This window comes from Marinobacterium litorale DSM 23545 (assembly GCF_000428985.1).
Classification (GTDB): domain Bacteria; phylum Pseudomonadota; class Gammaproteobacteria; order Pseudomonadales; family Balneatricaceae; genus Marinobacterium_D; species Marinobacterium_D litorale.
In genome coordinates this window covers 160,507-182,096 of sequence record NZ_AUAZ01000006.1, presented here as the reverse complement: position 1 = coordinate 182,096, position 21,590 = coordinate 160,507, and the positions used below count along the sequence as shown (strand labels likewise).

19 protein-coding genes, 1 tRNA gene, 2 rRNA genes and 2 pseudogenes are annotated in these 21,590 nt (G+C 56.5%); 17 read left to right on the top strand and 7 right to left on the bottom strand.

Translation table 11 applies throughout. The features are described 5' to 3' along the window. The 5 genes and pseudogenes from G403_RS0107470 to tnpC form a co-directional block, all read left to right on the top strand. Positions 1-308, top strand: a 23S ribosomal RNA gene (locus tag G403_RS0107470); the annotation flags it as partial. A 173-nt stretch (positions 309-481) separates the two neighbouring features. Further along, a 5S ribosomal RNA gene (rrf, locus tag G403_RS0107465) occupies positions 482-597 on the top strand. Between the two features lie 204 nt (positions 598-801). Then, a complete protein-coding gene (tnpA, locus tag G403_RS0107460; protein ID WP_036232924.1) occupies positions 802-1,167 on the top strand; it encodes an IS66-like element accessory protein TnpA in 366 nt (121 codons plus the stop codon). A gap of 61 nt (positions 1,168-1,228) precedes the next feature. After that, positions 1,229-1,498: pseudogene (gene tnpB / locus G403_RS22575) on the top strand (IS66 family insertion sequence element accessory protein TnpB); the annotation flags it as partial. Between the two features lie 97 nt (positions 1,499-1,595). Continuing rightward, positions 1,596-3,200, top strand: a pseudogene (tnpC, locus tag G403_RS22570) (IS66 family transposase). 388 nt (positions 3,201-3,588) lie between these two features. Here tnpC and G403_RS0107440 read toward each other — a convergent pair. Beyond that, a tRNA-Phe gene (locus tag G403_RS0107440) sits at positions 3,589-3,664 on the bottom strand. A gap of 58 nt (positions 3,665-3,722) precedes the next feature. After that, entirely contained in the window at positions 3,723-4,370 is a 648-nt protein-coding gene (pyrE, locus tag G403_RS0107435; protein ID WP_027853434.1) for an orotate phosphoribosyltransferase, read from the bottom strand. A gap of 211 nt (positions 4,371-4,581) precedes the next feature. Between pyrE and G403_RS0107430 the strand changes: the two genes are divergently transcribed. The 8 genes from G403_RS0107430 (at position 4,582) to ppk1 (ending at position 13,453) form a co-directional block, all read left to right on the top strand. Continuing rightward, the gene (locus G403_RS0107430; protein WP_027853433.1) at positions 4,582-5,355 is read left to right on the top strand and encodes an exodeoxyribonuclease III; all 774 of its coding nucleotides are present in this window, start codon (positions 4,582-4,584) and stop codon (positions 5,353-5,355) included. A 58-nt stretch (positions 5,356-5,413) separates the two neighbouring features. Continuing rightward, the gene (locus G403_RS0107425; RefSeq protein ID WP_027853432.1) at positions 5,414-6,295 is read left to right on the top strand and encodes a DMT family transporter; all 882 of its coding nucleotides are present in this window, start codon (positions 5,414-5,416) and stop codon (positions 6,293-6,295) included. A gap of 17 nt (positions 6,296-6,312) precedes the next feature. Then, complete coding sequence (gene mutM / locus G403_RS0107420) at positions 6,313-7,125, top strand: bifunctional DNA-formamidopyrimidine glycosylase/DNA-(apurinic or apyrimidinic site) lyase (RefSeq protein WP_027853431.1); 813 nt, start codon at positions 6,313-6,315, stop codon at positions 7,123-7,125. Between the two features lie 26 nt (positions 7,126-7,151). After that, a complete protein-coding gene (locus tag G403_RS0107415) occupies positions 7,152-8,075 on the top strand; it encodes an alpha/beta hydrolase (protein WP_051298697.1) in 924 nt (307 codons plus the stop codon). Positions 8,076-8,167: 92 nt separating this feature from the next. Beyond that, entirely contained in the window at positions 8,168-8,698 is a 531-nt protein-coding gene (locus G403_RS0107410) for a phosphatase PAP2 family protein (RefSeq protein WP_027853429.1), read from the top strand. Positions 8,699-8,700: 2 nt separating this feature from the next. Then, positions 8,701-9,774 carry an MJ1255/VC2487 family glycosyltransferase gene (locus tag G403_RS0107405; protein ID WP_027853428.1) on the top strand — a complete coding sequence of 358 codons (1,074 nt, stop codon included), beginning with the start codon at positions 8,701-8,703 and terminating at the stop codon, positions 9,772-9,774. A 451-nt stretch (positions 9,775-10,225) separates the two neighbouring features. After that, positions 10,226-11,236, top strand: coding sequence for a porphobilinogen synthase (gene hemB / locus G403_RS0107395; protein WP_027853427.1), 1,011 nt, complete (start codon positions 10,226-10,228; stop codon positions 11,234-11,236). Between the two features lie 54 nt (positions 11,237-11,290). Beyond that, a complete protein-coding gene (gene ppk1 / locus G403_RS0107390; protein WP_027853426.1) occupies positions 11,291-13,453 on the top strand; it encodes a polyphosphate kinase 1 in 2,163 nt (720 codons plus the stop codon). On the opposite strand, the gene G403_RS0107385 is transcribed toward ppk1, so the two are convergent. Beyond that, positions 13,450-14,292, bottom strand: coding sequence for an SDR family oxidoreductase (locus tag G403_RS0107385; protein WP_027853425.1), 843 nt, complete (start codon positions 14,290-14,292; stop codon positions 13,450-13,452). The genes ppk1 and G403_RS0107385 overlap by 4 nt on opposite strands. Before the next feature lie 47 nt (positions 14,293-14,339). Between G403_RS0107385 and G403_RS0107380 the strand changes: the two genes are divergently transcribed. The 3 genes from G403_RS0107380 to G403_RS0107370 are packed head-to-tail and all read left to right on the top strand — an operon-like array spanning position 14,340 to position 17,875. Then, a complete protein-coding gene (locus G403_RS0107380; RefSeq protein WP_027853424.1) occupies positions 14,340-15,257 on the top strand; it encodes a hydrogen peroxide-inducible genes activator in 918 nt (305 codons plus the stop codon). Continuing rightward, positions 15,257-17,338, top strand: a complete 2,082-nt coding sequence (recG, locus tag G403_RS0107375; RefSeq protein ID WP_027853423.1) for an ATP-dependent DNA helicase RecG — start codon at positions 15,257-15,259, stop codon at positions 17,336-17,338. Before G403_RS0107380 ends, recG begins: the two co-directional genes overlap by 1 nt. A 21-nt stretch (positions 17,339-17,359) precedes the next feature. Then, complete coding sequence (locus tag G403_RS0107370; protein ID WP_027853422.1) at positions 17,360-17,875, top strand: DUF501 domain-containing protein; 516 nt, start codon at positions 17,360-17,362, stop codon at positions 17,873-17,875. A 59-nt stretch (positions 17,876-17,934) separates the two neighbouring features. On the opposite strand, the gene G403_RS0107365 is transcribed toward G403_RS0107370, so the two are convergent. Both G403_RS0107365 and coaD read right to left on the bottom strand, forming a co-directional pair. Beyond that, entirely contained in the window at positions 17,935-18,183 is a 249-nt protein-coding gene (locus G403_RS0107365; protein WP_027853421.1) for a YfhL family 4Fe-4S dicluster ferredoxin, read from the bottom strand. A gap of 32 nt (positions 18,184-18,215) precedes the next feature. Then, positions 18,216-18,695 carry a pantetheine-phosphate adenylyltransferase gene (gene coaD, locus G403_RS0107360; RefSeq protein WP_027853420.1) on the bottom strand — a complete coding sequence of 160 codons (480 nt, stop codon included), beginning with the start codon at positions 18,693-18,695 and terminating at the stop codon, positions 18,216-18,218. Positions 18,696-19,083: 388 nt separating this feature from the next. Between coaD and G403_RS0107355 the strand changes: the two genes are divergently transcribed. Further along, positions 19,084-19,716, top strand: a complete 633-nt coding sequence (locus G403_RS0107355) for a TetR family transcriptional regulator (RefSeq protein WP_027853419.1) — start codon at positions 19,084-19,086, stop codon at positions 19,714-19,716. Positions 19,717-19,719: 3 nt separating this feature from the next. On the opposite strand, the gene rsmD is transcribed toward G403_RS0107355, so the two are convergent. Together rsmD and G403_RS0107345 are read right to left on the bottom strand one after the other, a co-directional pair. Then, on the bottom strand, positions 19,720-20,337 hold the full coding sequence (gene rsmD / locus G403_RS0107350; protein WP_051298694.1) for a 16S rRNA (guanine(966)-N(2))-methyltransferase RsmD: 618 nt from the start codon (positions 20,335-20,337) through the stop codon (positions 19,720-19,722). Then, complete coding sequence (locus G403_RS0107345) at positions 20,334-21,527, bottom strand: hypothetical protein (RefSeq protein ID WP_027853417.1); 1,194 nt, start codon at positions 21,525-21,527, stop codon at positions 20,334-20,336. Before G403_RS0107345 ends, rsmD begins: the two co-directional genes overlap by 4 nt. Between the last annotated feature and the right edge of the window lie 63 nt (positions 21,528-21,590).

The window sequence follows — 21,590 nt, the reverse complement described above, 5'->3', positions numbered from 1 at the left end:
GAGACAGTTCGGTCCCTATCTGCCGTGGGCGTTTGAGATTTGAGAAGAGTTGCTCCTAGTACGAGAGGACCGGAGTGAACGAACCTCTGGTGTTCGGGTTGTCATGCCAATGGCATTGCCCGGTAGCTACGTTCGGACGGGATAACCGCTGAAAGCATCTAAGCGGGAAGCCTCCTTCAAGATGAGATCTCACTGGACCCTTGAGGTCCCTAAAGAGCCGTTCGAGACCAGGACGTTGATAGGCTGGGTGTGTAAGCGTTGTAAGGCGTTGAGCTAACCAGTACTAATTGCTCGTGAGGCTTGACCATATAACGCCCAAGGCGTTTGAGTGCGAAGCTGAAAAGCTTGTAAGGCACACAGTTGAATATACGATCGATCGCGGTTGAAGCTTGTAGCGAACGACAGGACAGTCGATAGGAGATGAGCGATAGCTGCTCTTCTAGAGAGTCTTTCAGAGCCAGTTTTGTTAAAACCAGTTATGCCTGGTGACAATAGAGACGTGGAACCACCTGATCCCATGCCGAACTCAGTCGTGAAACGCGTCATCGCCGATGGTAGTGTGGGGCTTCCCCATGTGAGAGTAGGTCATCGCCAGGCACCTAATATTAAAGAACCCCGGTACCGCAAGGTATCGGGGTTTTTTAATGTTTGGAGCGAGGATCTGCTGTGCACTACCTGGCCCATGTGAGCACGCGTGTACCGAAGGTACGGCGGGGAGGCGTAACCGTCCGCCGAACCCATCTTGAGCTACCGGTCATCCACTGGCGATAGTGTCCACCTATTTTTAAGTGGACACCTGTTATGACCCTGCCAAGCGTATCAAAAGCCCCCAAGAAGCGTCGTCGCTTTACCGCCGAGTTCAAAGCCCGGATTGTGGCTGACTGCCTGCAACCAAACGCTTCGGTCGCCGGCATCGCTCTGCAGCATGACCTCAATGCCAACCTGGTTCATAAGTGGATCCGCGCTGCTCGGCTGCAACAGTCGGAGCCGGTACCACCTGCTTTTTTGTCTGTTCCCTTGCAGGCTCCTTCAGCACTACGCTCATCAATGGATATCGGCGACAGTATCCGTATCGAGATCCCTCGTACCAACGGTAGCCTCGTCGTGAACTGGCCCCTGGCTGACGTCGAACGCTGTTTGCGCTGGTTGCAGGATCTGCTGCGATGATCCGTATAGATGAGATCTGGTTGGCGACTGAACCCATGGATATGCGAGCGGGGCCGATACCGCTCTGGCACGGGTGATTAATGTGTTCGGCGAGGCTCGCCCACACTGCGCTTACCTGTTTGCCAACAAGCGCGGTAATCGGATGAAGGTGCTGATCCATGATGGGCTGGGAATCTGGCTTTGCGCACGTCGCCTCCATCAAGGCAAGTTCCACTGGGCTGAGATCTGGCGGGGTAGCCAGATCGTGCTGACGTCCGAGCAACTTCAGGCACTGGTACAAGGGCTGCCCTGGCGACAGCTGAGTGCCGCCGGTGTGATTACGCAGGTCTGATCTAATGTCTGATGGGTGATGATCACAAGACCGCTTAGCCTGCCATTAGCCAATCAGGGTATCCCCACACGGGTCTAATAACAGCATACTGTTATGCATGAGTTCATCCCCTGATCTGACCCAACTGACACCCGAACAGCTGCGCCAGTTAGCCGCCGATCTGATCACGCGTGCCGAGCAGCAGGATCAGGTGATCCAAGCACAGGGTCAAGCGCTTCAACAGCGGGACCAGGTCATCCAGGCGCGCGATCAAAGTATCCAGCAGCGAGACCTGAAGATCGGGCAGCTCACGCATGAGGTCGCCCTGTTGAAGCGGCACAAGTACGGCCAGCGCAGTGAGCATCTCAACGTGCTTCAGATCAGCCTGCTGGACGAGGTTGTGGATGCCGATATCGCTGGGATCGAGACTGAGCTTGAGCAGCTGAAAACCCCAGAGGCCATACCCTCCGAAAAACGTCAGCCCAAGCGCTTACCCTTACCGCCAGAGCTGCCTCGTACCGAGATCCATCATGAGCCGGATAACACCGCGTGTGCCTGTGGTTGTCAGCTCAAACGTATCGGAGAAGACGTCAGCGAGAGGCTCGACTACACACCCGGCGTGTTCACCGTTGAACGCCACATCCGGGGCAAGTGGGTCTGCGATCATTGTGAGACGCTCACACAGGCGCCTGTGCCCGCACAGGTCATCGACAAGGGTATCCCGACGAGCGGCCTGCTGGCCCAGGTGTTAATCGCCAAGTACGCCGACCATCTGCCGCTGTACCGCCAGGAACAGATCTTCGCCCGGGCCGGTGTGCCGATCGCCCGCTCCACACTGGCGGAATGGGTCGGCATCTGCGGGGTACAGCTGCAGTCACTGGTCGACGCTCTGCGTGAAACGTTGCTGAGCGAACCTGTTCTGCATGCCGACGAGACGCCGGTGCCGATGTTGTCACCCGGCAAGAAGAAAACCCATAAGGCCTATATCTGGGCTTATGCCAGCACCGCGTTCTCTGACCTGAACGCGGTGATCTACCACTTCGCTCCTGGACGGAGCGGACAGCACGCCCGCGATATGTTCGGTGAGTGGAGCGGCAAGCTGGTCTGTGATGACTACAGCGGATATAAGGCCAGCTTCGCCAAAGGGGCCACCGAGATCGGCTGTATGGCGCATGCCCGTCGCAAGTTCGTGGAACTGGAGGTCAGCGGTAAGAGTCAGATCGCCGGTCAGGCCGTGGAGTACATCCGGTAGCTGTATGAGGTCGAGCGTGACCTTGCTCCGCTCTCAAGTGCTGCGCGTCAGGGGGTCCGGCAACGCCGCTCCAAACCGATCGTGGATGGACTGCATCGGTGGATGCAGGCGCAGCGCGCGAAAGTGCCGGACGGCACGGCCACGGCCAAAGCGCTGGACTACAGCCTTAAACGCTGGGCGGCGCTGGCGCGTTACCTGGAGGATGGGGCGGTGCCGATCGACAATAACCGGGTGGAGAACCTGATCCGGCCCTGGGCGCTAGGCCGGAAAAACTGGCTGTTCTCTGGATCCTTGCGCAGTGGCCAGCGGGCGGCCAACGTCATGAGTCTGATCCAGTCAGCAAAACTGAATGGACATGAGCCTTATGCGTATCTAAAAGATGTACTGATGCGACTGCCCACGCAAAAAGCCAGCGCGATCGATGAACTGCTGCCGCAGCACTGGTCGCCTTGCAGCGGTAACGATCATTAGAAGACGGGGAGTTCCGCTGCGTCCTTGCAGCCTCCGACACATCCTTGAAAGGTGACAGAGGCTCTCATCCTGAGAGCATCGGCAGTCCTTGCCCTCTGTCAGCCACCACCCTACGGGTGCTGGTGTTCAGTTGCACGGACCGATCCGGTGTAAGTTGAGTTAGGTCAACAAATAGTCAACTTCTGACCTTGGCAAGAGGTGATGGGCGGACGGTTACGACGCAGAAGGCCAGCACCATCGATGAGTTACTGCCGCATAACTGGACGCCGGTTAGCGCTGACAAGGTGTGATCGCCGGACGGTTACTTTTAATGTTCGGAGTGGTGAGGATCTGCTGTATTGCGGCCACAAAAAAGCCCCGCACCGAAGTGCAGGGCTTTTTAGAATTTTGGTGCCCGGAGGCGGAATCGAACCACCGACACGGGGATTTTCAATCCCCTGCTCTACCGACTGAGCTATCCGGGCAAACAGTGTGCATATTCAACCACTTAGCCTGGGGAAGGTCAAGTTGAAAAAGACGTTCTCAGGCGTCGATTCCGAATTCGTTGCGGTAGGCCTGGATAGCCTCCAGTTGAGTACGCATATCCTCTTTTTCAGAAAGGTATTCGATCAGATGGTCCAGGGTAATGATGCTGATCACGGGCATACCGTAGTCGCGTTCCACTTCCTGGATGGCAGACAGTTCAGCCTGGCCACGTTCCATACGGTTCAATGCGATGGCGACAGCAGCGGGCGTCGCGCCAGCCTGCTCGATGATTGCCATGACTTCACGGATTGCGGTGCCGGCGGTAATAACGTCGTCGATGATTAAAACACGGCCTTCCAGCGGGGCACCAACCAGGGTGCCGCCCTCACCGTGGTCCTTGGCTTCCTTACGGTTAAATACGTAGGGCACATCCCGGTTGTGCTCGGTAGCAAGCGCAACGGCAGTGGATGCGGCGAGTGGAATGCCTTTATAGGCCGGGCCGAGCATGACATCGAATTCAATACCGGCATTAACGATAGCCGAGGCGTAGAATTGGCCCAGACGCGCAAGGGCTGAGCCGGTATTGAAAAGGCCGGCATTAAAAAAATAGGGGCTGGTTCTGCCCGATTTCAGGGTGAACTGGCCAAAGCGCAGCACTTCGCGCTCAATGGCAAATTCGATAAATTCGCGCTGGTAATCCTGCATGACTTTCTCCGGTCTGGGCCTGTGGAACGGACGCCTATGATACCGACAAATGGGGCGTTGTGCTGCCCTGTTAGCTTGCACCGAGATGGCGCATTCGCCCAATATCAGCGGGTTACAGGGCGGAAAGGTTTTAAATTTGGGGTGCTTATCGATACAATCGAGGCTTCGTTTTCTTTTTCCGGATTTGGGTTCGGGTGGGGCTAAAGAAACTATGCGCGTGATTACATTCAATACGCAGGGTATTGAACAGGCTGCCGATAAAGGCTTCTTCGACTGGATGGTAAATCAGGATGCAGATGTCGTTTGTCTGCAGAACCTGAAAGCGCGCGAGTACCAGCTGGATGGGGACCGCTATCACCCTGAGGGTTATCATGCGTATTTCTTCGATGCATTCGAGGATGGTTATAGCGGCGTTGCCATTTATACCCGGCACTTGCCCAAGGCGATCATGACCGGGCTTGGTTTCGAGGCATGTGACTATCAGGGCCGCTTTATTCAGGCGGATTTTGACAAGGTCAGTGTGTCATCGATGACGATACCCTCCGGTCTTCGCAGTCCTGAAGCGCAGGCCGCGAAGATGGAGTACCTGGAGCATTTTCAGGCCCATCTGAAGAAGACGCTGCGTAAACGTCGTGACTTTATCTTTGCCGGTACGTTCAACATTGCTCACAAAACCGTGGACCTGAGTAACTGGTATGTGAACCAGAAGGTTTCAGGGTTCCTCAAGGAGGAGCGCGAGTGGATGGAGGAGGTCTTGGGTGAGATGGGTTATGTGGACGCCTTCCGAGAGGTCAATAAAGCCGAGCGTCAGTACAGCTGGTGGCCGGAGTATAACCGCGCCTGGACGTTGAACGAAGGCGCCCGTCTGGATTACCAGATCACCACGGCTAACCTGAGGAAAAGTGTTAAAAGCGCGCGGGTTGATCGCGATAACCGGTTTTCTGAGCATTGCCCGTTGATCATTGATTACGCGCTCGATCTCTGATTTTGATGGCGGATAGCGCCTCCCGGGCTATCCGTTTAAATACCTACTTGGAGGCTGCATGACAGCCGATTCCCGTCTCACCCGGTTTGTTCCGTTTCTATTTGTTCTGCTCTGGAGTACCGGTTTTATTGGCGCGAAGTGGGCACTTCCCTACATCGAGCCGTTTAACCTTCTGTTCATTCGAATGCTCTGGACGCTGGTGGTTTTTCTTGCGCTGATTTTTCTGTTTAAAGCACGCTGGCCGTCGCCGCCACAGGCACTCAATCAGATGGTTGTTGGTGCGCTGGTTCATGCCGGATACCTAGGGGGCGTTTTTGCCGCGATACGCTGGCAGCTGCCCGCGGGCGTCACCTCCCTGATAGTTGGGCTGCAGCCACTGTTGACTGCAGTGCTAGCGTGGGGGCTTTGGCGCCAGAGACTACGCGGTTTGCAATGGTTGGGGTTACTGCTTGGGTTGGCCGGCGTAACGCTGGTTTTGAGCGGCGGGCAGAAACTGTCCGAGGCGGCTTTCAATATGCCCGCTCTTATCTCTGCTCTGGTTGCACTGGGCTGTATATCGGTGGGAACGCTTTACCAAAAACGTTTTGGCCAGGGCGTTGATCTACTGACAGGCTCATTCTTCCAGTATCTCGCCACAGCCTTGTTGATGGGCGTGCTGACCTACAGTCTGGAGTCAGGGCGGATTGACTGGCAGCCCGAGCTGGTCGGCGCACTCGTTTGGTTGGTAGTGGGGCTTTCTGTCAGCGCTATTTTGTTGCTGATGTATATGATTCGGGAGGGGGAGTCCGCACGGGTCGCCAGCTATTTCTACCTGGTGCCCCCTGCAACCGCGTTCGAAGCCTGGCTGCTGTTTGATGAGCGTCTCACCGGCCTTTCGTTACTGGGTGTCGCTGTGACGGTGGCGGGTGTGTTTCTGGTGCTTCGTCCGCAAAGACGCTGATGTTAAAGGGTTATTGAATGCCTGAACTTCCAGAGGTTGAAACCAGCCGGGCCGGGGTTGCACCCTATCTCGAAGGTGCTGTCGTATCCCGTTTGGTGATCCGCCAATCCAGGCTGCGCTGGCCGATTCCAGATCAACTGGTGTCTAGCCTGGAGGGGCAGTCGATACGTGAAGTCAGTCGGCGAGGTAAATATCTACTGATTCGCGTGGAAGGCGGTTCTGCGCTGGTGCACCTGGGCATGTCAGGCAGTCTGCGGATGTTGCCTGAGAGCTCGCCGGCAGGAAAGCATGACCACGTCGATCTGGAGCTTGCGACGGGTTGGGTGATGCGTTTTACCGATCCGCGTCGTTTTGGCGCCTGGCTTTGGCAGCCCGCCGGTGAGCTTCACCCTTTGCTGGCATCCCTTGGGCCTGAACCACTTTCCGATGCGTTCGATACCCGCTATTTGGCAGCCAAGGCGAAGGGCCGTAAGACCGCGATCAAGGCACTGATCATGGACAGCCACGTGGTGGTTGGGGTGGGTAACATCTATGCCAATGAAGCGCTGTACCAAGCCGGTATCGATCCACGTCGAGCAAGTGGGCGTATTTCCAGAGTGCGGCTGGCTCGTTTGGTTGAAGCGATTAAACAGGTTCTTGCAGCGGCAATTATCCAGGGCGGCACGACCCTGCGTGACTTTGTCGGTGGTGATGGCAAGCCCGGTTATTTTAAACAGGCATTGTCTGTCTATGGACGCGGTGGTGAGGCCTGTCCCGGTTGTGGCAAGATGCTAACAGAAATCAAATTGGGGCAGCGCAGTACGGTATTCTGCCGTAGCTGCCAGCGGTAATCGCCGCATTTCACTGGGAACGGGATATGAATCAGCGTTTGGATACGATCACGCCAACCGATTTTGGCAGGGAAGACGACCCGGTGCGTGCCGAGTTACATCGGCGTTTGGGTATCGGTCGCTACCTGGCGAAACGGGAAGCTTTTCGCGTTGGGCCGGATGGTCTCCACTGCGAGTACTACCACTATGCTGATGATGCGCCACTGATCATCTTTCTGCCTGGAATTGCAACCTATGTGGAGCTTTACGCTGAGCTGCTTGGCCGCTTGAGTGAAACCGGTTTCAATGTGGTCGGCGTCGATCCATACGGGCACGGTTACTCCGAAGGGGATCGAGGAGTCTACACCGTAGAAAGCATGGTAGAGGGGCTTCAAAACGTCATTACCGCTTTATCAGGCCGCAGCAACGGTCGAGTCGGCGTTTATGGTTACTCCATTGGTGCGATGCTTGCCGTGGCGTTGGCTGAAGCCGATCAGCGTATTGACGCAGTGCTTTGCGGTACCTTGCTTCTTACCGAGCGCCCACCGGATATGCTGCACCAGTTGGGCTGGTATTGGACCTGGAGCACTGCCCAGCTGTTCCCGTCCATGTCTGTACCGCTGAGGACATTTATGGATTTTGACACCTTACTGGAGGGGCATCCCGCCGGGGAGGTGATCAACGATGACCAGAGAATCGTGTTTGATTATCCGCTCAGTACTCTGTCCAACCTGTTCACTCATAGGGCTCAAGTTATCAGCAAACGCTATCCATTCAGAGCGGCCGTGATTCAGGGGGACCGGGACGAGATCCTGCCGCTGAGCTATACCCGGCGGGTGCTGGAGGAACTTGAGCATCCGTTCGAGCTGGTACTGATGCCGGGCGAAGGGCATATGATTCCCTGGGATAACCCCAAGGGTCTGGTCAGCACAGCCGCACATTGGTTCAAAGATAATCTGGTGCACGCTTAAGCGGACGTCACCAAAGCGTCAACGAGGCGTCACAGTCATGTCATCCGGTTCCGTGAGTATTGTGCGGAGGCTGCACAGAACGGATGACCACCATGAACAGACTGCAGAAACTCACCGCGTTTGATACCCGGATTTTCTTCTGGTGTACCGATTTGCATCGGGCGTTGCGATTGACGCCCATCAGTCGGTTTATCTCCCGTCTGGGGGATGGTCTGTGCTACCTGCTGATCGGATCGGGGCTTGCGCTCTGGGATCAGGATCGGGGCCTGGTTTTTTTTCAGGTCGGGCTGATCGCATTTAGCCTGGAGCTGCCACTCTATCTGCTCTTAAAGAATACCATCCGGAGAGACCGTCCCTGTCACTGCTTACAGGGGTTCCGCGCTGTTATCGAGCCTTCCGATAAATTCAGTTTTCCTTCGGGGCATGCGGCCGCGGCTTTTGTCTTCACCACCGTTCTGGTTGCTCACTATCCATTTCTTTTTCTGCCCGCCTACCTGGTTGCAATGCTAATTGGCCTCGCACGCGTCCTGCTGGGTGTGCACTATCCCACTGATATTGCTGCGGGGGCGTTGTTGGGTATCTGCTCGGCCAGCCTGGCGATGCACCTCTGGGAGGTGTTCTGACTATGCGTATTCTGTATGGGGTTCAGGGCACCGGTAACGGTCACACGACCCGTGCGCGAGTCATGTCCACGGCCTTCAACAAGGCCGGAGTGAGTGTTGACTATCTGTTCAGCGGGCGGGCACCGGATCGTTACTTCAATATGGAGCCCTTCGGTGACTACCAGACGCGTCAGGGACTGACGCTGATCACCGATGCCGGGCGGGTCAAGTTGCTGAAGACGGCCTGGAAAAATAATCTGCTGCGGTTGTGGCAGGACGTGCGTAAGCTGGACTTGAGCGGATACGATCTGGTGATCACTGATTTCGAGCCGGTGACCGCCTGGGCGGCTCGGTTACAAAAGGTGCCCAGCGTCGGTATTGCCCATCAGTACGCCTTTTATCACCGGGTTCCCGGCACTGAATCCGCACCCTGGCTGAAACCCGCGATGAAATCGATCGCACCGGCCCAGCTGGAGGTCGGTGTTCACTGGCATCACTTTGGTCATCCTATCCTGCCACCGCTGATTGAACCGGCGCCGGCGTCGCTGCCGGTGGTCGCGGAGAATGTCCTGGTATATCTACCGTTTGAGTCCCTGGATGAAATCCGCTATCGATTGCGTGAGTTCGAACAGTTTTGCTTTGTGATCTATGCGGCTGTGGAAGAAGAGGTTCGTACCGAAAATCTATGGATCAAGCCGTTTTCACGTTTGGGATTCCAGGAGGATTTGGCGCGTTGCGGTGGGGTAATCGCCAATGCCGGATTCGGGCTGTGCAGTGAAGCGCTGCAGGCCGGTAAAAAACTGCTGGTTAAACCACTGCGTAACCAAGTGGAGCAGGCGGCAAATGCGGCTGCGCTTGAGCAGCTGGGGCGCGCGACTATTATGCGTCAGCTGGATAGCTCAGCCATCGCGGAGTGGCTGGAACAGGGCTCTCCAGTGCCCATTAACTGGCCTGATACAGCAGGTGCACTGGTGGATTGGATTCTGGCCGGCCGACACGAGCCAATGGAGTGTTTGGCGGACAGGCTATGGAGTGAGCTGCCGCTGGAGGTGAGAGAGCAACGCGCTTCTGAGGCATTGATGTCCCGTCAAAGCTAACCTGTTTTGTGCTCAACAAAAACTGTCGACAATTCGTGAGCAGTTTTCGGATTCTTGTGATTTGAAAAAACAAAGGGGCGTATGATCCTTCATACGCCCCTTCACTGGCTTCCTGGTTCCTTGCACTGCTCTAAATGCGTCCTGCGTGCGTCCTGCCTTCCTTTAGTGCGAATCGAGCCATCCGATATTCAATCCCTGAACAGGAGATCCATGGGTCCTATTATGGTTATTGGCGCTGAGATGGATATAGGAGTTTTTCCTAATTTTGACCAATCCGGTGTTTTTTGTAAGGGCATGTGTTGGCAACCTGCTATCGGTGCCGATCTGTATTTCAGCCGGGCAGCGTAGGTTATACACTTGCTCTTAACAGACCCTGATGTTCTTTAAGCGTGTTTCATCCCGTTGTCATCATGTTGTCGTCCAATGTAAACCTGAAAGAGAGATACCCACAGTGACCTTTAACAACAGCCAACGCTTTTATCCCGATACCCGTATGCGCCGGATGCGAGCGGATGATTTCTCCCGCCGACTGATGCGGGAGAGTCGTTTGACTCCGGACGATCTGATCTATCCGATGTTCGTCATCGAGGGGCAGGGCGAGCGGGAAGCAGTGGCATCCATGCCCGGTGTGGAGCGGCTGAGTATCGATCTGCTTGTAGAGCAGGTGCGGGAGGTCGCGGCGCTGGGTATTCCGGCAGTGGCTCTGTTCCCGGTCACGCCAGTCAGTGCGAAGTCGGAACTGGCAGAAGAAGCCTACAACCCGGATGGTCTGGCTCAGCGTGCTGTACGTGCGATCAAGGATGCGGTACCTGAAATCGGGGTAATCACCGATGTTGCGCTGGATCCGTTCACCACTCACGGTCAGGACGGCATCATCGATGAGCGCGGTTATGTACTCAACGATATCACGGTCGAGACACTGGTACGTCAGGCGTTGTCACACGCTCAGGCCGGTGCTGATGTGGTTGCGCCCAGCGATATGATGGATGGTCGTATTGGCCAGATTCGTGATGAACTGGAGGACAATAGCTTCGTCAATACACGCATAATGGCTTACTCAGCCAAGTATGCGAGTGCCTACTACGGGCCTTTCCGCGATGCTGTCGGATCAGCGGGTAATCTGGGTAAAGGGAATAAGTTTAATTACCAGATGGATCCGGCGAACAGCGATGAGGCGCTCCATGAGGTTGCTCTGGATCTGGCAGAAGGCGCCGACATGGTTATGGTTAAGCCGGGGATGCCCTATCTGGATATCGTCCGGCGCGTCAAAACTGAGCTAAAAGTACCCACGTTTGCTTACCAGGTCAGCGGTGAATACGCGATGCATATGGCGGCGTTCCAGAACGGCTGGTTGGATGAGGAGTCGGTGATGCTTGAGTCGCTGCTCGCATTCAAGCGGGCGGGCGCTGATGGCATTCTGACTTATTTTGCAGTGCGTGCGGCTAAACTACTCAATGCCTGATAGCGATTTAGCGAGAGAATTATGGAACAACAAGCACAATCAGGAGCGGTGGATATGAGCGAGGCGACGGATCAGGATCTCACCTGTGAGGCTACGGTTGCCCTGAGAGACAGCCGGGAGAGCCTGCCCACTATCGATCCGATAGAAGCGCCTCCGGTGGATTTGAAGGCGTCTGAGCTCTACATCAACAGAGAGCTGAGTCACCTGCAGTTCAACGTCCGGGTTCTTGAGCAGGCTCTGGACGAAAAACAGCCGTTGCTTGAACGTCTGATGTTCCTGCTGATTTTCTCCAGTAATCTGGACGAGTTTTTCGAGATTCGTGTCGCTGAACAGATGCGTCAGCTCAAATATGGTCGCGAAGCGGTAGGGCCCGATGCCATGCACCCGCAGAAGGTGCTGGAAAAGATTCGGGAGATCTGCGAAGTCAACGTTGAGCGTCAGTACCGGATTCTCAACGAAATCATGCTGCCTGCACTGGAGCGGGAGGGCATTCATTTCCACCGTCGTGGCGCCTGGACAAAAGAACAGCGCGCCTGGGTGGAGGAGTACTTCAACGAGAAGCTGGTGCCGGTGATCAGCCCGATCGGACTGGACCCGTCCCACCCCTTCCCGCGCTTGGTCAACAAGAGCCTGAACTTTATTGTCGAGCTGGATGGCAAAGACGCTTTTGGTCGCGAAACGGGCATGGCGATTATTCCGGCGCCGCGTTCGCTGCCCCGTCTCATTCGGTTGCCTGATGAGTTATGCAGCGGTGGGGATAACCTGATCTTCCTTTCCTCCATTATCCACGAGTTTGCCGATACGCTGTTTCCCGGCATGAAGGTGGAGGGCTGCTTCCAGTTCCGCATTACCCGCAACGCGGACTTAACGTTCGACTTTGAAGAGATTGAAGATCTGGCGCGCACCCTGCGCGGCGAACTGCACTCGCGCAAGTTCGGTGATGCGGTGCGTCTTGAGGTAGACAGCCGCACACCGGAGCACTTGATCGAGTTCCTGCAGGAGGAGTTCAAGCTGCCGGCAGCCCATATCTATCGGGTGGGTGGTCCGGTCAACCTGACCCGTTTGATGGCCGTACGCGATCTGGTGGAGCGTAATGATCTGCGCTGGGACCCGTTCACCCCGGGTATGCCCAACAAACTGAAGAATAATGACGATATCTTTGCGGTACTTAAACGCAACGATCAGTTATTGCTGCATCCGTTCCAGTCATTCTCACCGGTGGTTGATCTGCTGCGTCAGGCTGCGAAAGACTCTGAAGTGGTGGCAATCAAACAGACGCTCTATCGGACCGGTGTGAAGTCAGACATCGTTAATGCGCTGGTTGAGGCTGCGCGGGCAGGGAAGGAGGTGACTGTTGTCATCGAGCTGCGAGCCCGCTTCGATGAGGAGAGTAACCTGCAGTTGGCCAGCCGCTTACAGGAGGCGGGATGTCTGGTGGTGTATGGTGTGGTTGGGTATAAAACCCACGCCAAGATGATGTTGGTAGTGCGCCGTGAAGGTAACCAACTGGCACGTTACTGCCACCTGGGAACCGGTAACTATCACTCGGGAACCGCGCGTCTCTACACCGACTACAGTTATATGACCGCCGATGAGCAAGTGGGCGAGGACGTTCATAAGATCTTCCAGCAGCTGACCGGAATGGGCAAAATTCAAAAGCTGCAGAAGCTCTACAATGCGCCGTTTACGCTGCATGCGAAGATGGTGGAGTTGATCAACAACGAGATTCGCAACGTTAAGGCGGGTAAAAAGGGGCATATCATCATCAAGGTGAATGGCCTGACCGAACCTAAATTGATTCGTTCACTGTACGAAGCCTCTCAGGCGGGCGTACAGATCGACCTGATTATCCGGGGTATGTGTCGCCTGCGTCCTGGCCTGGAGGGTATATCGGAGAATATCCGGGTTCGCTCCATCATTGGGCGTTTTCTGGAGCATACCCGTGTCTACTGGTTTGCTAACGGTGGCGACGCCAAGGTGATCTGCTCCAGTGCCGACTGGATGGAGCGCAATATGCTTAACCGCGTTGAGACCGGGTTTGAGCTGTATGGCAAGCATGCTGAGCGGATCCGCTCCGAACTGGATTATTACCTGCGTGATAACTGTCAAAGCTGGGAGCTGCACTCCGACGGTAGCTATACGCTGAATCAGCCCGCCGAGGGTGAAGAGCGCTTCAGCGCCCAGCACGCGCTGCTCAACGAGCTGGCAAACAGCTAAGGGGCAGTACCCTCCAGCAATGCGTTAAAGCCCGCCTGATAATCGGGGTACCGGAGCCGGTACCCCGTACTTTTCATGCGCAGGTTACTGCAACGCTTACTTCCGCCGCGCCGTATCTCGCGCTGTTCAGTAATCGTCACATCCATCTTTTTGGCTAACCAGCCCGTCACTGCACTGATCGGCGTGGGCTGATCATCGCTGGCCAGATAGAGCGGTGCCAGTGTTTTCCCCTGTTCAACTGACGCGATCAGATGTTGAATGAATCCCGCGCAGTCATCCCGGTGAATTCGATTGCTGTAATGCTGCGGTTTCTCCGGTGCCTGAATGCCGGCCCGGACCTGGTCCAGCAAGTGAGTGCGGCCCGGGCCGTATATACCCGAGAAACGAACCACGGTTGCCGGGCTGCTCGCGTTCAGGGCAATTGATTCGCTTTCCAGCAGAATCTTACCGGTTTCGCTGGTCGGGTGAGTTGGGCTGAATTCGTCCACCCACTCGCCATCGGACTGGGCGTAAACGCCGGTGGAGCTGGTCAGAAACAGATGCTTGGGTGGTTGCGGTAATTGGCGTAGCAGATGGTGCAGGCCATCCACATAAACGGCCCGATAAACGGACGGGTCACGACTTTTCGCCGCTGCACAGTAGACCAGATAGTCACAGGCCGGTAGGTTGGGAAACGTATCAGGTTGGGTCAGGTCCGCCGGCAGTGGCTGGATGGGGTCTGGGAGCTGGTTTATAGTACGCCGCATGCCCACGACTTCGGTGCTTTCGCTGGCCAGCCTCAGACCCAGCGCTATACCCAGGTCGCCGCAGCCGGCAATCAATATACGGATAGGTTGCATCAAAGCCTCCTTTGAATAAGCGGGCTCATCTTAACAGAGGATACAGCATGACGCTGACAGAGCTTCGTTATATTGTCACCCTGGCTCAGGAACAGCATTTCGGACATGCCGCCGAGCGTTGCTACGTCAGTCAGCCAACGCTTTCCATCGCCGTCAAAAAGTTAGAGGAAGAGCTCGGTATTGCCCTCTTTGAGCGCAGTAAAAACGCAGTGCGGGTAACCCCGGTCGGGGAAAAAATCGTGCGCCAGGCGCAGATGGTGCTGGAACAGGCGGAGGCGATCCGTGAAATGGCTAAAGAGGGCAAGGATCAGCTCGCTTCTCCACTGCGCGTGGGTGCGATCTACACCATCGGTCCCTATCTTTTTCCGCAGTTGGTACCTCGCGTGCAGGAACTGGCACCTCAGATGCCGCTGTATATCGAAGAAAATTTCACCGAGGTGCTGCGGGGAAAAATCCGCACCGGTGAGCTGGATGCGATCATTATCGCGCTGCCATTCCATGAGCCGGATGTCCTGACCCGGGCGCTTTATGATGAGCCATTCATGATGGTAATGCCCAAGGAGCATCCGCTGGCTCGTGAGAAGGAGATCGACTCCAACAAGATCAGCGATGAAAGGATGCTACTGTTGGGTGAAGGGCACTGCTTCCGCGATCAGGTGCTGGAGGCCTGCCCGACGCTGAACCAGTCTTTTCACAACCAGCATACCATTACCGAGGGAAGCTCACTGGAAACCATCCGGATGATGGTGGCGTCGGGCCTGGGTACCAGTGTTCTTCCGATTTCCGCTATTGAGGGCCACCCCTCCCGGGGACTGGTGGCGACCCGGCCGTTCAAGGCCCCTCAGCCGACCCGCACCGTGGCGTTGGCCTGGCGGGCCAGTTTCCCCAGACCGCAGGCGATTGAGGCGCTGATGCAGGCGATTTTGCAGTGTCACCAGCAGCCACCGGTGGCTGAAACCGCTTGATGGATATAGAGGTTGCCGCTCCGTTGCCGGTTACCCGCCTGAAGGGGGTGGGCACGGCCATGGAGCTCAAGTTACAGCGGCTGGGGATCACATCGATACAGGATCTGTTGCTGCATCTGCCACTACGTTATCAGGATCGTACCCGCGTCTTACCCATCGGCTCGCTGCGTCCCGGTGATGAAGGCGTGGTGGAGGGCAATATTGCCGCCGGGGACATTGTTCAGGGGCGCAGGCGAATGCTGTTGTGCCGTCTACAGGATGGTACGGGTACATTAAGCCTGCGCTTCTTCCATTTCAGTGCGGCGCAGAAAAACGCGCTGCGAAACGGGGCCCGGGTGCGCTGTTTTGGCGAGGTCCGGCCGGGTCAGGCCGGGCTGGAGATGGTTCATCCTGAGTATCGGGTACTGAGCCCCGGCAACGAGCCGCCCGTTGATGATGCGCTGACGCCGGTTTATCCGCTGACCGAGGGACTGACTCAGGGGCGTTTGCGAGGCCTGGTGATGCAGGCGCTTGAGTGGCTGGATAAAGGGGCCATCGAAGAGATACTGCCCGATACATTGCTGAGGCAATGGAGTTTGTCCCCGCTGTGTGAATCGATTCGCTATCTGCACTGTCCACCCGTGGACTGCGATCAGGCCGCCCTGCTGGAGCACCGGCATCCTGCTCAGACGCGACTGGCGTTTGAGGAGCTTCTGGCCCACCACCTTTCACTGTTAAAGATTCGCCATAGCTTGCGTGAACAGGGGGCTCCCGTACTTAAACCCACAGGTGAATTCAGCCGTCCGTTTCTTGCGGGACTCCCTTTTGAACTGACCGGGGCGCAACTGCGAGTGGCCCGGGAAGTGGCTCGGGATATGAACATGGCAGTGCCCATGTTACGGCTGGTACAGGGCGATGTGGGTTCAGGCAAAACCGTGGTTGCTGCGTTGGCGGCAATACAGGCGGTGGAGAACGGAAGCCAGGCTGCGGTCATGGCGCCCACTGAAATTCTGGCTGAGCAGCACTTCAACAACTTTAAGGCGTGGCTGGAACCCCTGGGTATTACCGTAGACTGGCTGGTCGGCAAGGTTAAAGGTAAGGCGCGCAGTGAAACACTTGCGCGAACGGCATCGGGTCAGGCACAGGTCGTTGTGGGCACCCACGCGCTGTTTCAGGAGGATGTTCACTTTGCCGATCTTGCGCTGGTGGTGGTGGATGAACAGCACCGTTTCGGTGTTCATCAGCGTCTGACGCTGCGGGAGAAGGGGCGCGATGGTAACCGAACACCGCATCAGTTGATCATGACGGCGACGCCCATTCCACGGACGCTGACCATGAGCGCCTATGCGGACCTTGATTGTTCAATTATTGACGAGCTACCGCCCGGGCGGACGCCGGTCAACACGGTGGTGATCGCCGATGGACGACGTCAGGAAGTGATTGAGCGCGTGCGGCAGGCTTGTGCGGAAGGACGTCAGGCGTATTGGGTCTGCACCCTGATTGAAGAGTCGGAAGCGTTACAGTGTCAGGCGGCGGAGGTGACCGCCGAACAGCTGCGGGAGGCCCTGCCTGAACTGCGCATAGGGCTGGTGCATGGGCGTTTGAAAGCGACTGAGAAAGCCTCGGAAATGGCACGTTTCAAAGCTGCCGAGCTGGATTTGCTGGTCGCAACCACGGTCATTGAGGTGGGCGTGGATGTGCCCAACGCCAGCCTGATGATTATCGAAAATCCGGAACGGCTAGGGCTGGCGCAACTCCACCAGCTGCGTGGACGCGTAGGCCGTGGTTCGGTCGAGAGTTTCTGCGTGCTTATGTATCATGCGCCCCTCTCTCAACAGGGCCGAGAGCGTTTGGCCGTGATGCGCGAGAGCAGCGATGGTTTTCGTATCGCTGAGAAAGATCTCGAACTGCGTGGCCCCGGTGAAGTGCTGGGAACACGTCAGACAGGGATGATGGCCTTCAAAATAGCGGACCTGCAACGTGATAGCGCCTTGCTGCCCAAGATCAAGCAGGCCGCTGCGGTATTGGACGCGGACTCCGGATTATGCCAATCCCTGATCAAGCGCTGGTTAGGCGCGGGTGATGACTATGCGCATGTCTGAACAATGATTGAAGTGAACTCGATGCAGCCAACCGAACAACAATTGACACTTATTGAGACCCAGCTTGGGCGTAAGCCCCGCGGGATAGTCGGTATCGCCCGCAGTTCCGAGCAGGGCGTGCCACTGGTACTGCAGATGCGTTCGCTGGTGGATGATCAACCGTTTCCCACGCTGTATTGGCTCTGTTCGCGAGATCTGCATCACTGGATTGCAGAAATCGAAACCGCTGGCGCAGTCAAACGAATCGAGCAGCGGCTGGTTGAGGATGTGGAACTGCGTCAGAGATATCTGGAGCAGCAGCAGGCCTATGCCGATGAGCGCTGGCGGCGGATGGATCCGGCTGATCGTGCCCGAATAGAGGTGCTGGGTTTTACCGACCTGTTTAACCGCTATGGTATTGGCGGAATCGCCCAGTGGGACAAGGTGCGCTGCCTGCATATGCAGTATGCCCACCATCTGGTGGGAGAGAATCTGGTCGGGCAGTGGATGGACCGGGAGTTTGGCCTGGCGCAACGCCTGGCCGAAATACGGCTCTAGACCGGCCGTAAAAAGAAAAACGGCAGGTCTTTGCCTGCCGTTCTACATCGCCGGGCGGGTTAGCCCTGGATCAGCTTCTGGTACTTATTCATCAGCTGATCTTCGGTTTCCACGTGATCGGGATCCTTGGGAATGCAATCCACCGGGCAAACCTCAACGCACTGCGGTGTGTCGTAGTGGCCGACGCACTCAGTACATTTGTTCGGATCGATCTCGTAGATCTCTTCCCCGGGAGAGATCGCCTCGTTAGGGCATTCCGGTTCGCATACATCACAGTTGATGCATTCATCGGTAATCATCAATGCCATGCTGGCTACCTCAATGACAGACTGGGTTTAATTTAGGCCTTGTAGTGCTGCTTCAGTGCATCGGATACGGCGGGATGCACAAACTTGTCGATATCCCCGCCCAGCGAGGCAATCTCCCGAATCAGCGTAGAGGAGATAAACGACAGGCTTTCCGCCGGTGTCAGAAACAGGCTTTCCACATCGGGTGCCAGTTTCCGGTTCATGTTGGCGAGCTGGAACTCATACTCGAAATCCGATACGGCCCTCAGGCCACGCAGGATCACATTGGCACCGAGCTGGCGTACAAAGTCGGCCAGCAAACAGTCAAACCCGACGACTTCCACCCCGTCGAGATGAGCCAGTGCCTTGCGGGCCAGTTCCACGCGCAACTCCAGCGGCAGAGCGGGCCCTTTTTTCGGGCTATCGGCGACAGCCACGACTATGCGATCAAACAGGCGGGAGGCGCGCTCGACCAGATCTGTGTGACCATTCGTAATCGGATCGAATGTGCCGGGATAGACTACCGTATTCATTACAGGCGCTGTCCTTTACCTTTTCTGAGCTAGACCGCGGTGACGAACCTTGCCGGCCCGTGACGAAGCCTCCTGCAGAAAGTCGGTGAATGCACCGCACACGAGCGCGATACGATCTTTGACTTCCTTCAGGCGCGGATGTTAGCCGAATTGCCAGAAGCGTACAAATAGATTAATGGAATCTGCATTTATACAAAAGTTATAAAAAACAATATCCTTTATTTTATATGGATATATAAGAGGCTATTTTGTAGCCACCGATAGTGATTGCAACGGCTATGTGTGACATTACTGTGACACTATAGGTGCTGTGCTTGATTCGCACAGGGCCTGGGCGTAATTTCAGGCAGCGGTTCAGGCAATATGGATGTTTTCAGGGGAGGGTAGGTTGGTCAGGCGGAGCCGGGAAGAGGCAGAGGAAACACGACAGGCGTTACTGACGACGGCGCTTGAGCTGTTCGCAGAGCGGGGAGCGGATGCGGTCACCATGAAAGAGATTGCGACGCAAGCCGGGGTGACACATGGGGCGATGTATTGGCATTTTCGTAACAAGCAGCACCTGCTGACTCAGGTGCACCAGCAAACCCTGATCCCGTTTGAGCCGCACTATCTGGAGCAGCGTCAGGCGGTTCAGCAGGATGCCCTCGGTGCGCTGGAAGGGTTTATTCGGGGAAGTTTGCGAGCGCTGGCCGAGGACCCTCAGGCGCAGCAGGCCTACCGGCTGTTCCACTATGGGCGTCGCTCATCACCGGCGTTGCAACCGCTGAGTGAGCAGCTGGATGCTGAGGTGGAAAGCTGGCAGGCGTATCTGCACTACTTTCTCAAACAGGCCAAAAAACAGAAGCAGCTGCGCAAAAAGCTTGACCTTGACCAAATCAGTGCCAGCCTGCTGATCAGTCTGGTGGGGGCGCTGGATCTCTGGCTGACCATGCCACAGCGCTATGACCTGCGGCTATTGACCGATTATCTGATTGCGATCGATCTGGAAGGGTTACGCAGCCTCAAGAAATCGATGGTCTGAGCGTTAGGCCTGTGATGTCAGCTCATACAGACGGTAGCTAACCTGTCCGGCGTGCTTTTCGCGATATAGCTCCCACTTGGAGGGCATCGGTGGCAGCTCGAGCTCGCGTTCACACTCCACGTACACCATGGCGCGCTCAGCCAGCAGATTGCGCTGTTCCAACAGTTGGCACAGGGGAACCACCAGGTTTTGACGAAAGGGCGGGTCCATGAAGACCAGGTCGAAACGCTCGGCTTCATCCTCGGGGCGAGATTCCAGCCAGCTCAACGCGTCACTGTTGATCACTTCACTGTTCTGGGCCTTGAGCCGTGAAAGGTTGTCTTTCAGTGCCCGGGCGACCAATGCTGACGCTTCTACGAAGGTGACGCTGGCCGCGCCTCTGGACAGCGCCTCCAGCCCCAATGCGCCGCTGCCGGCGCAGAGGTCCAGGCAGCGTCCGCCCTCGGTGACGCCCTGCAGCCAGTTGAACAGTGTCTCGCGCACGCGGTCTGGAGTCGGACGCAGACCGTTGGTGGCTGGAAATTCGATACGCCGGCTACGCCAGTCACCGCCAATAATTCTGACCTCCGCCAACTCCGGGCGAACATGATTATTTTGCGATGGGTTACGGCGTCGGCTCATGGAGTCGTCCTGTCGGTGTAGTAGAGGTAGAAGCTGTCGTCGGGCGGTAGCAGCTCGGTGATCAGAGTACGGGCCTGCTCCAGATCAATTTGGTTTAGTGTATCGCGAAAGGCGCGGTGGCTGTCCAGCGGCAGGCGGTAGAGTGCAACCAGGTGCAGCCATTGTTCGGGCTGACTTTGCTCGATCCGCGTCAGGCTGGTCAGCAAGCGATCTTGGGCCTTTGCCAGAATACCGGCGTCGAGCTCAGCAGCCAGATACTGCCCCAGCATCGTCCGGTCCAGCTGGCGTCCTTTCCAGATCAGTGCCTGATAGCCCCCGCCCAGCAAAGGTTGCCAGAGCCACCGGTAGTCCTCCTGTTGCCGGAACAGGGTAGGAAGCAGTAGCGAGACCAACTCCGCCACGAGGCGTTGATGGGCAAGCTCGGTGCCGTTGGTCGGGGCATTCAGTGGCTGGCCCAATAGCCGCCATTGATCGCTGCTTCGGCCGCGCAGTTCAGCTGTCGAAAGCGCGAATTCTCCCGGGTTCCAGTCCCGGTTAGGTGGCGGAGCGGCTTGAGGGGGGCGATCGGTTATGCTCGCATCGCCCTGGGCGATCAAAAGGCGGCGCGGCTCGGTCCACCACAGGCGACTATAGAGGCTTTCGATGCTGCGATCGGGGCGTGGGAGTTTTTCACCAAAAGCGGAAAGTAAGTGCGATTGAGCGCTTTGAGACGCCAGGTAACGCTGTGCCTGAAGCCTGTCACGGGCGCTACGCCAATCGAAGTAGGGTTGTTCTCGCAGCAGGTTCAGCAAGCGGGTTGTCGCTTCCTGCTCGGGCGGTTCGGTAAAGGAGAGCTGCAGCAGCGTGAAGGCCGGCTGACTCGACACTGACAGCTGCCACTGCTGTTGGTCGAGCAGTGTCTGGACATCCGGTTCACTGATTCGGGCCTGAAGAGCCTGCTGAGCTACCGAGGTTTCGATCCAGTCGGTGTCATTGAGGGTTGCGGTTCTTGGCAGCAACAGCTCCAGTCGTGACGGGCTGTTTTCTGCTGGCATCAGATAGTGCTGACGGCGGCTATCCCAGGACAGGTTTTCAAGCGCTGAAGGTTGCGCGGCGTACTGGTGAAGCAGCAAAATCACCACCGGCAACACCCAGACCAGGATCAGCAGATAGCGGCGATTAAACAGTGGTTTGTACTTGGGCGACGGCACGGCCTTTTCCCATCCTCTGGTTGGGTAATAACCGCGCTATGGTAAGATAGCGCGCTTCGAATT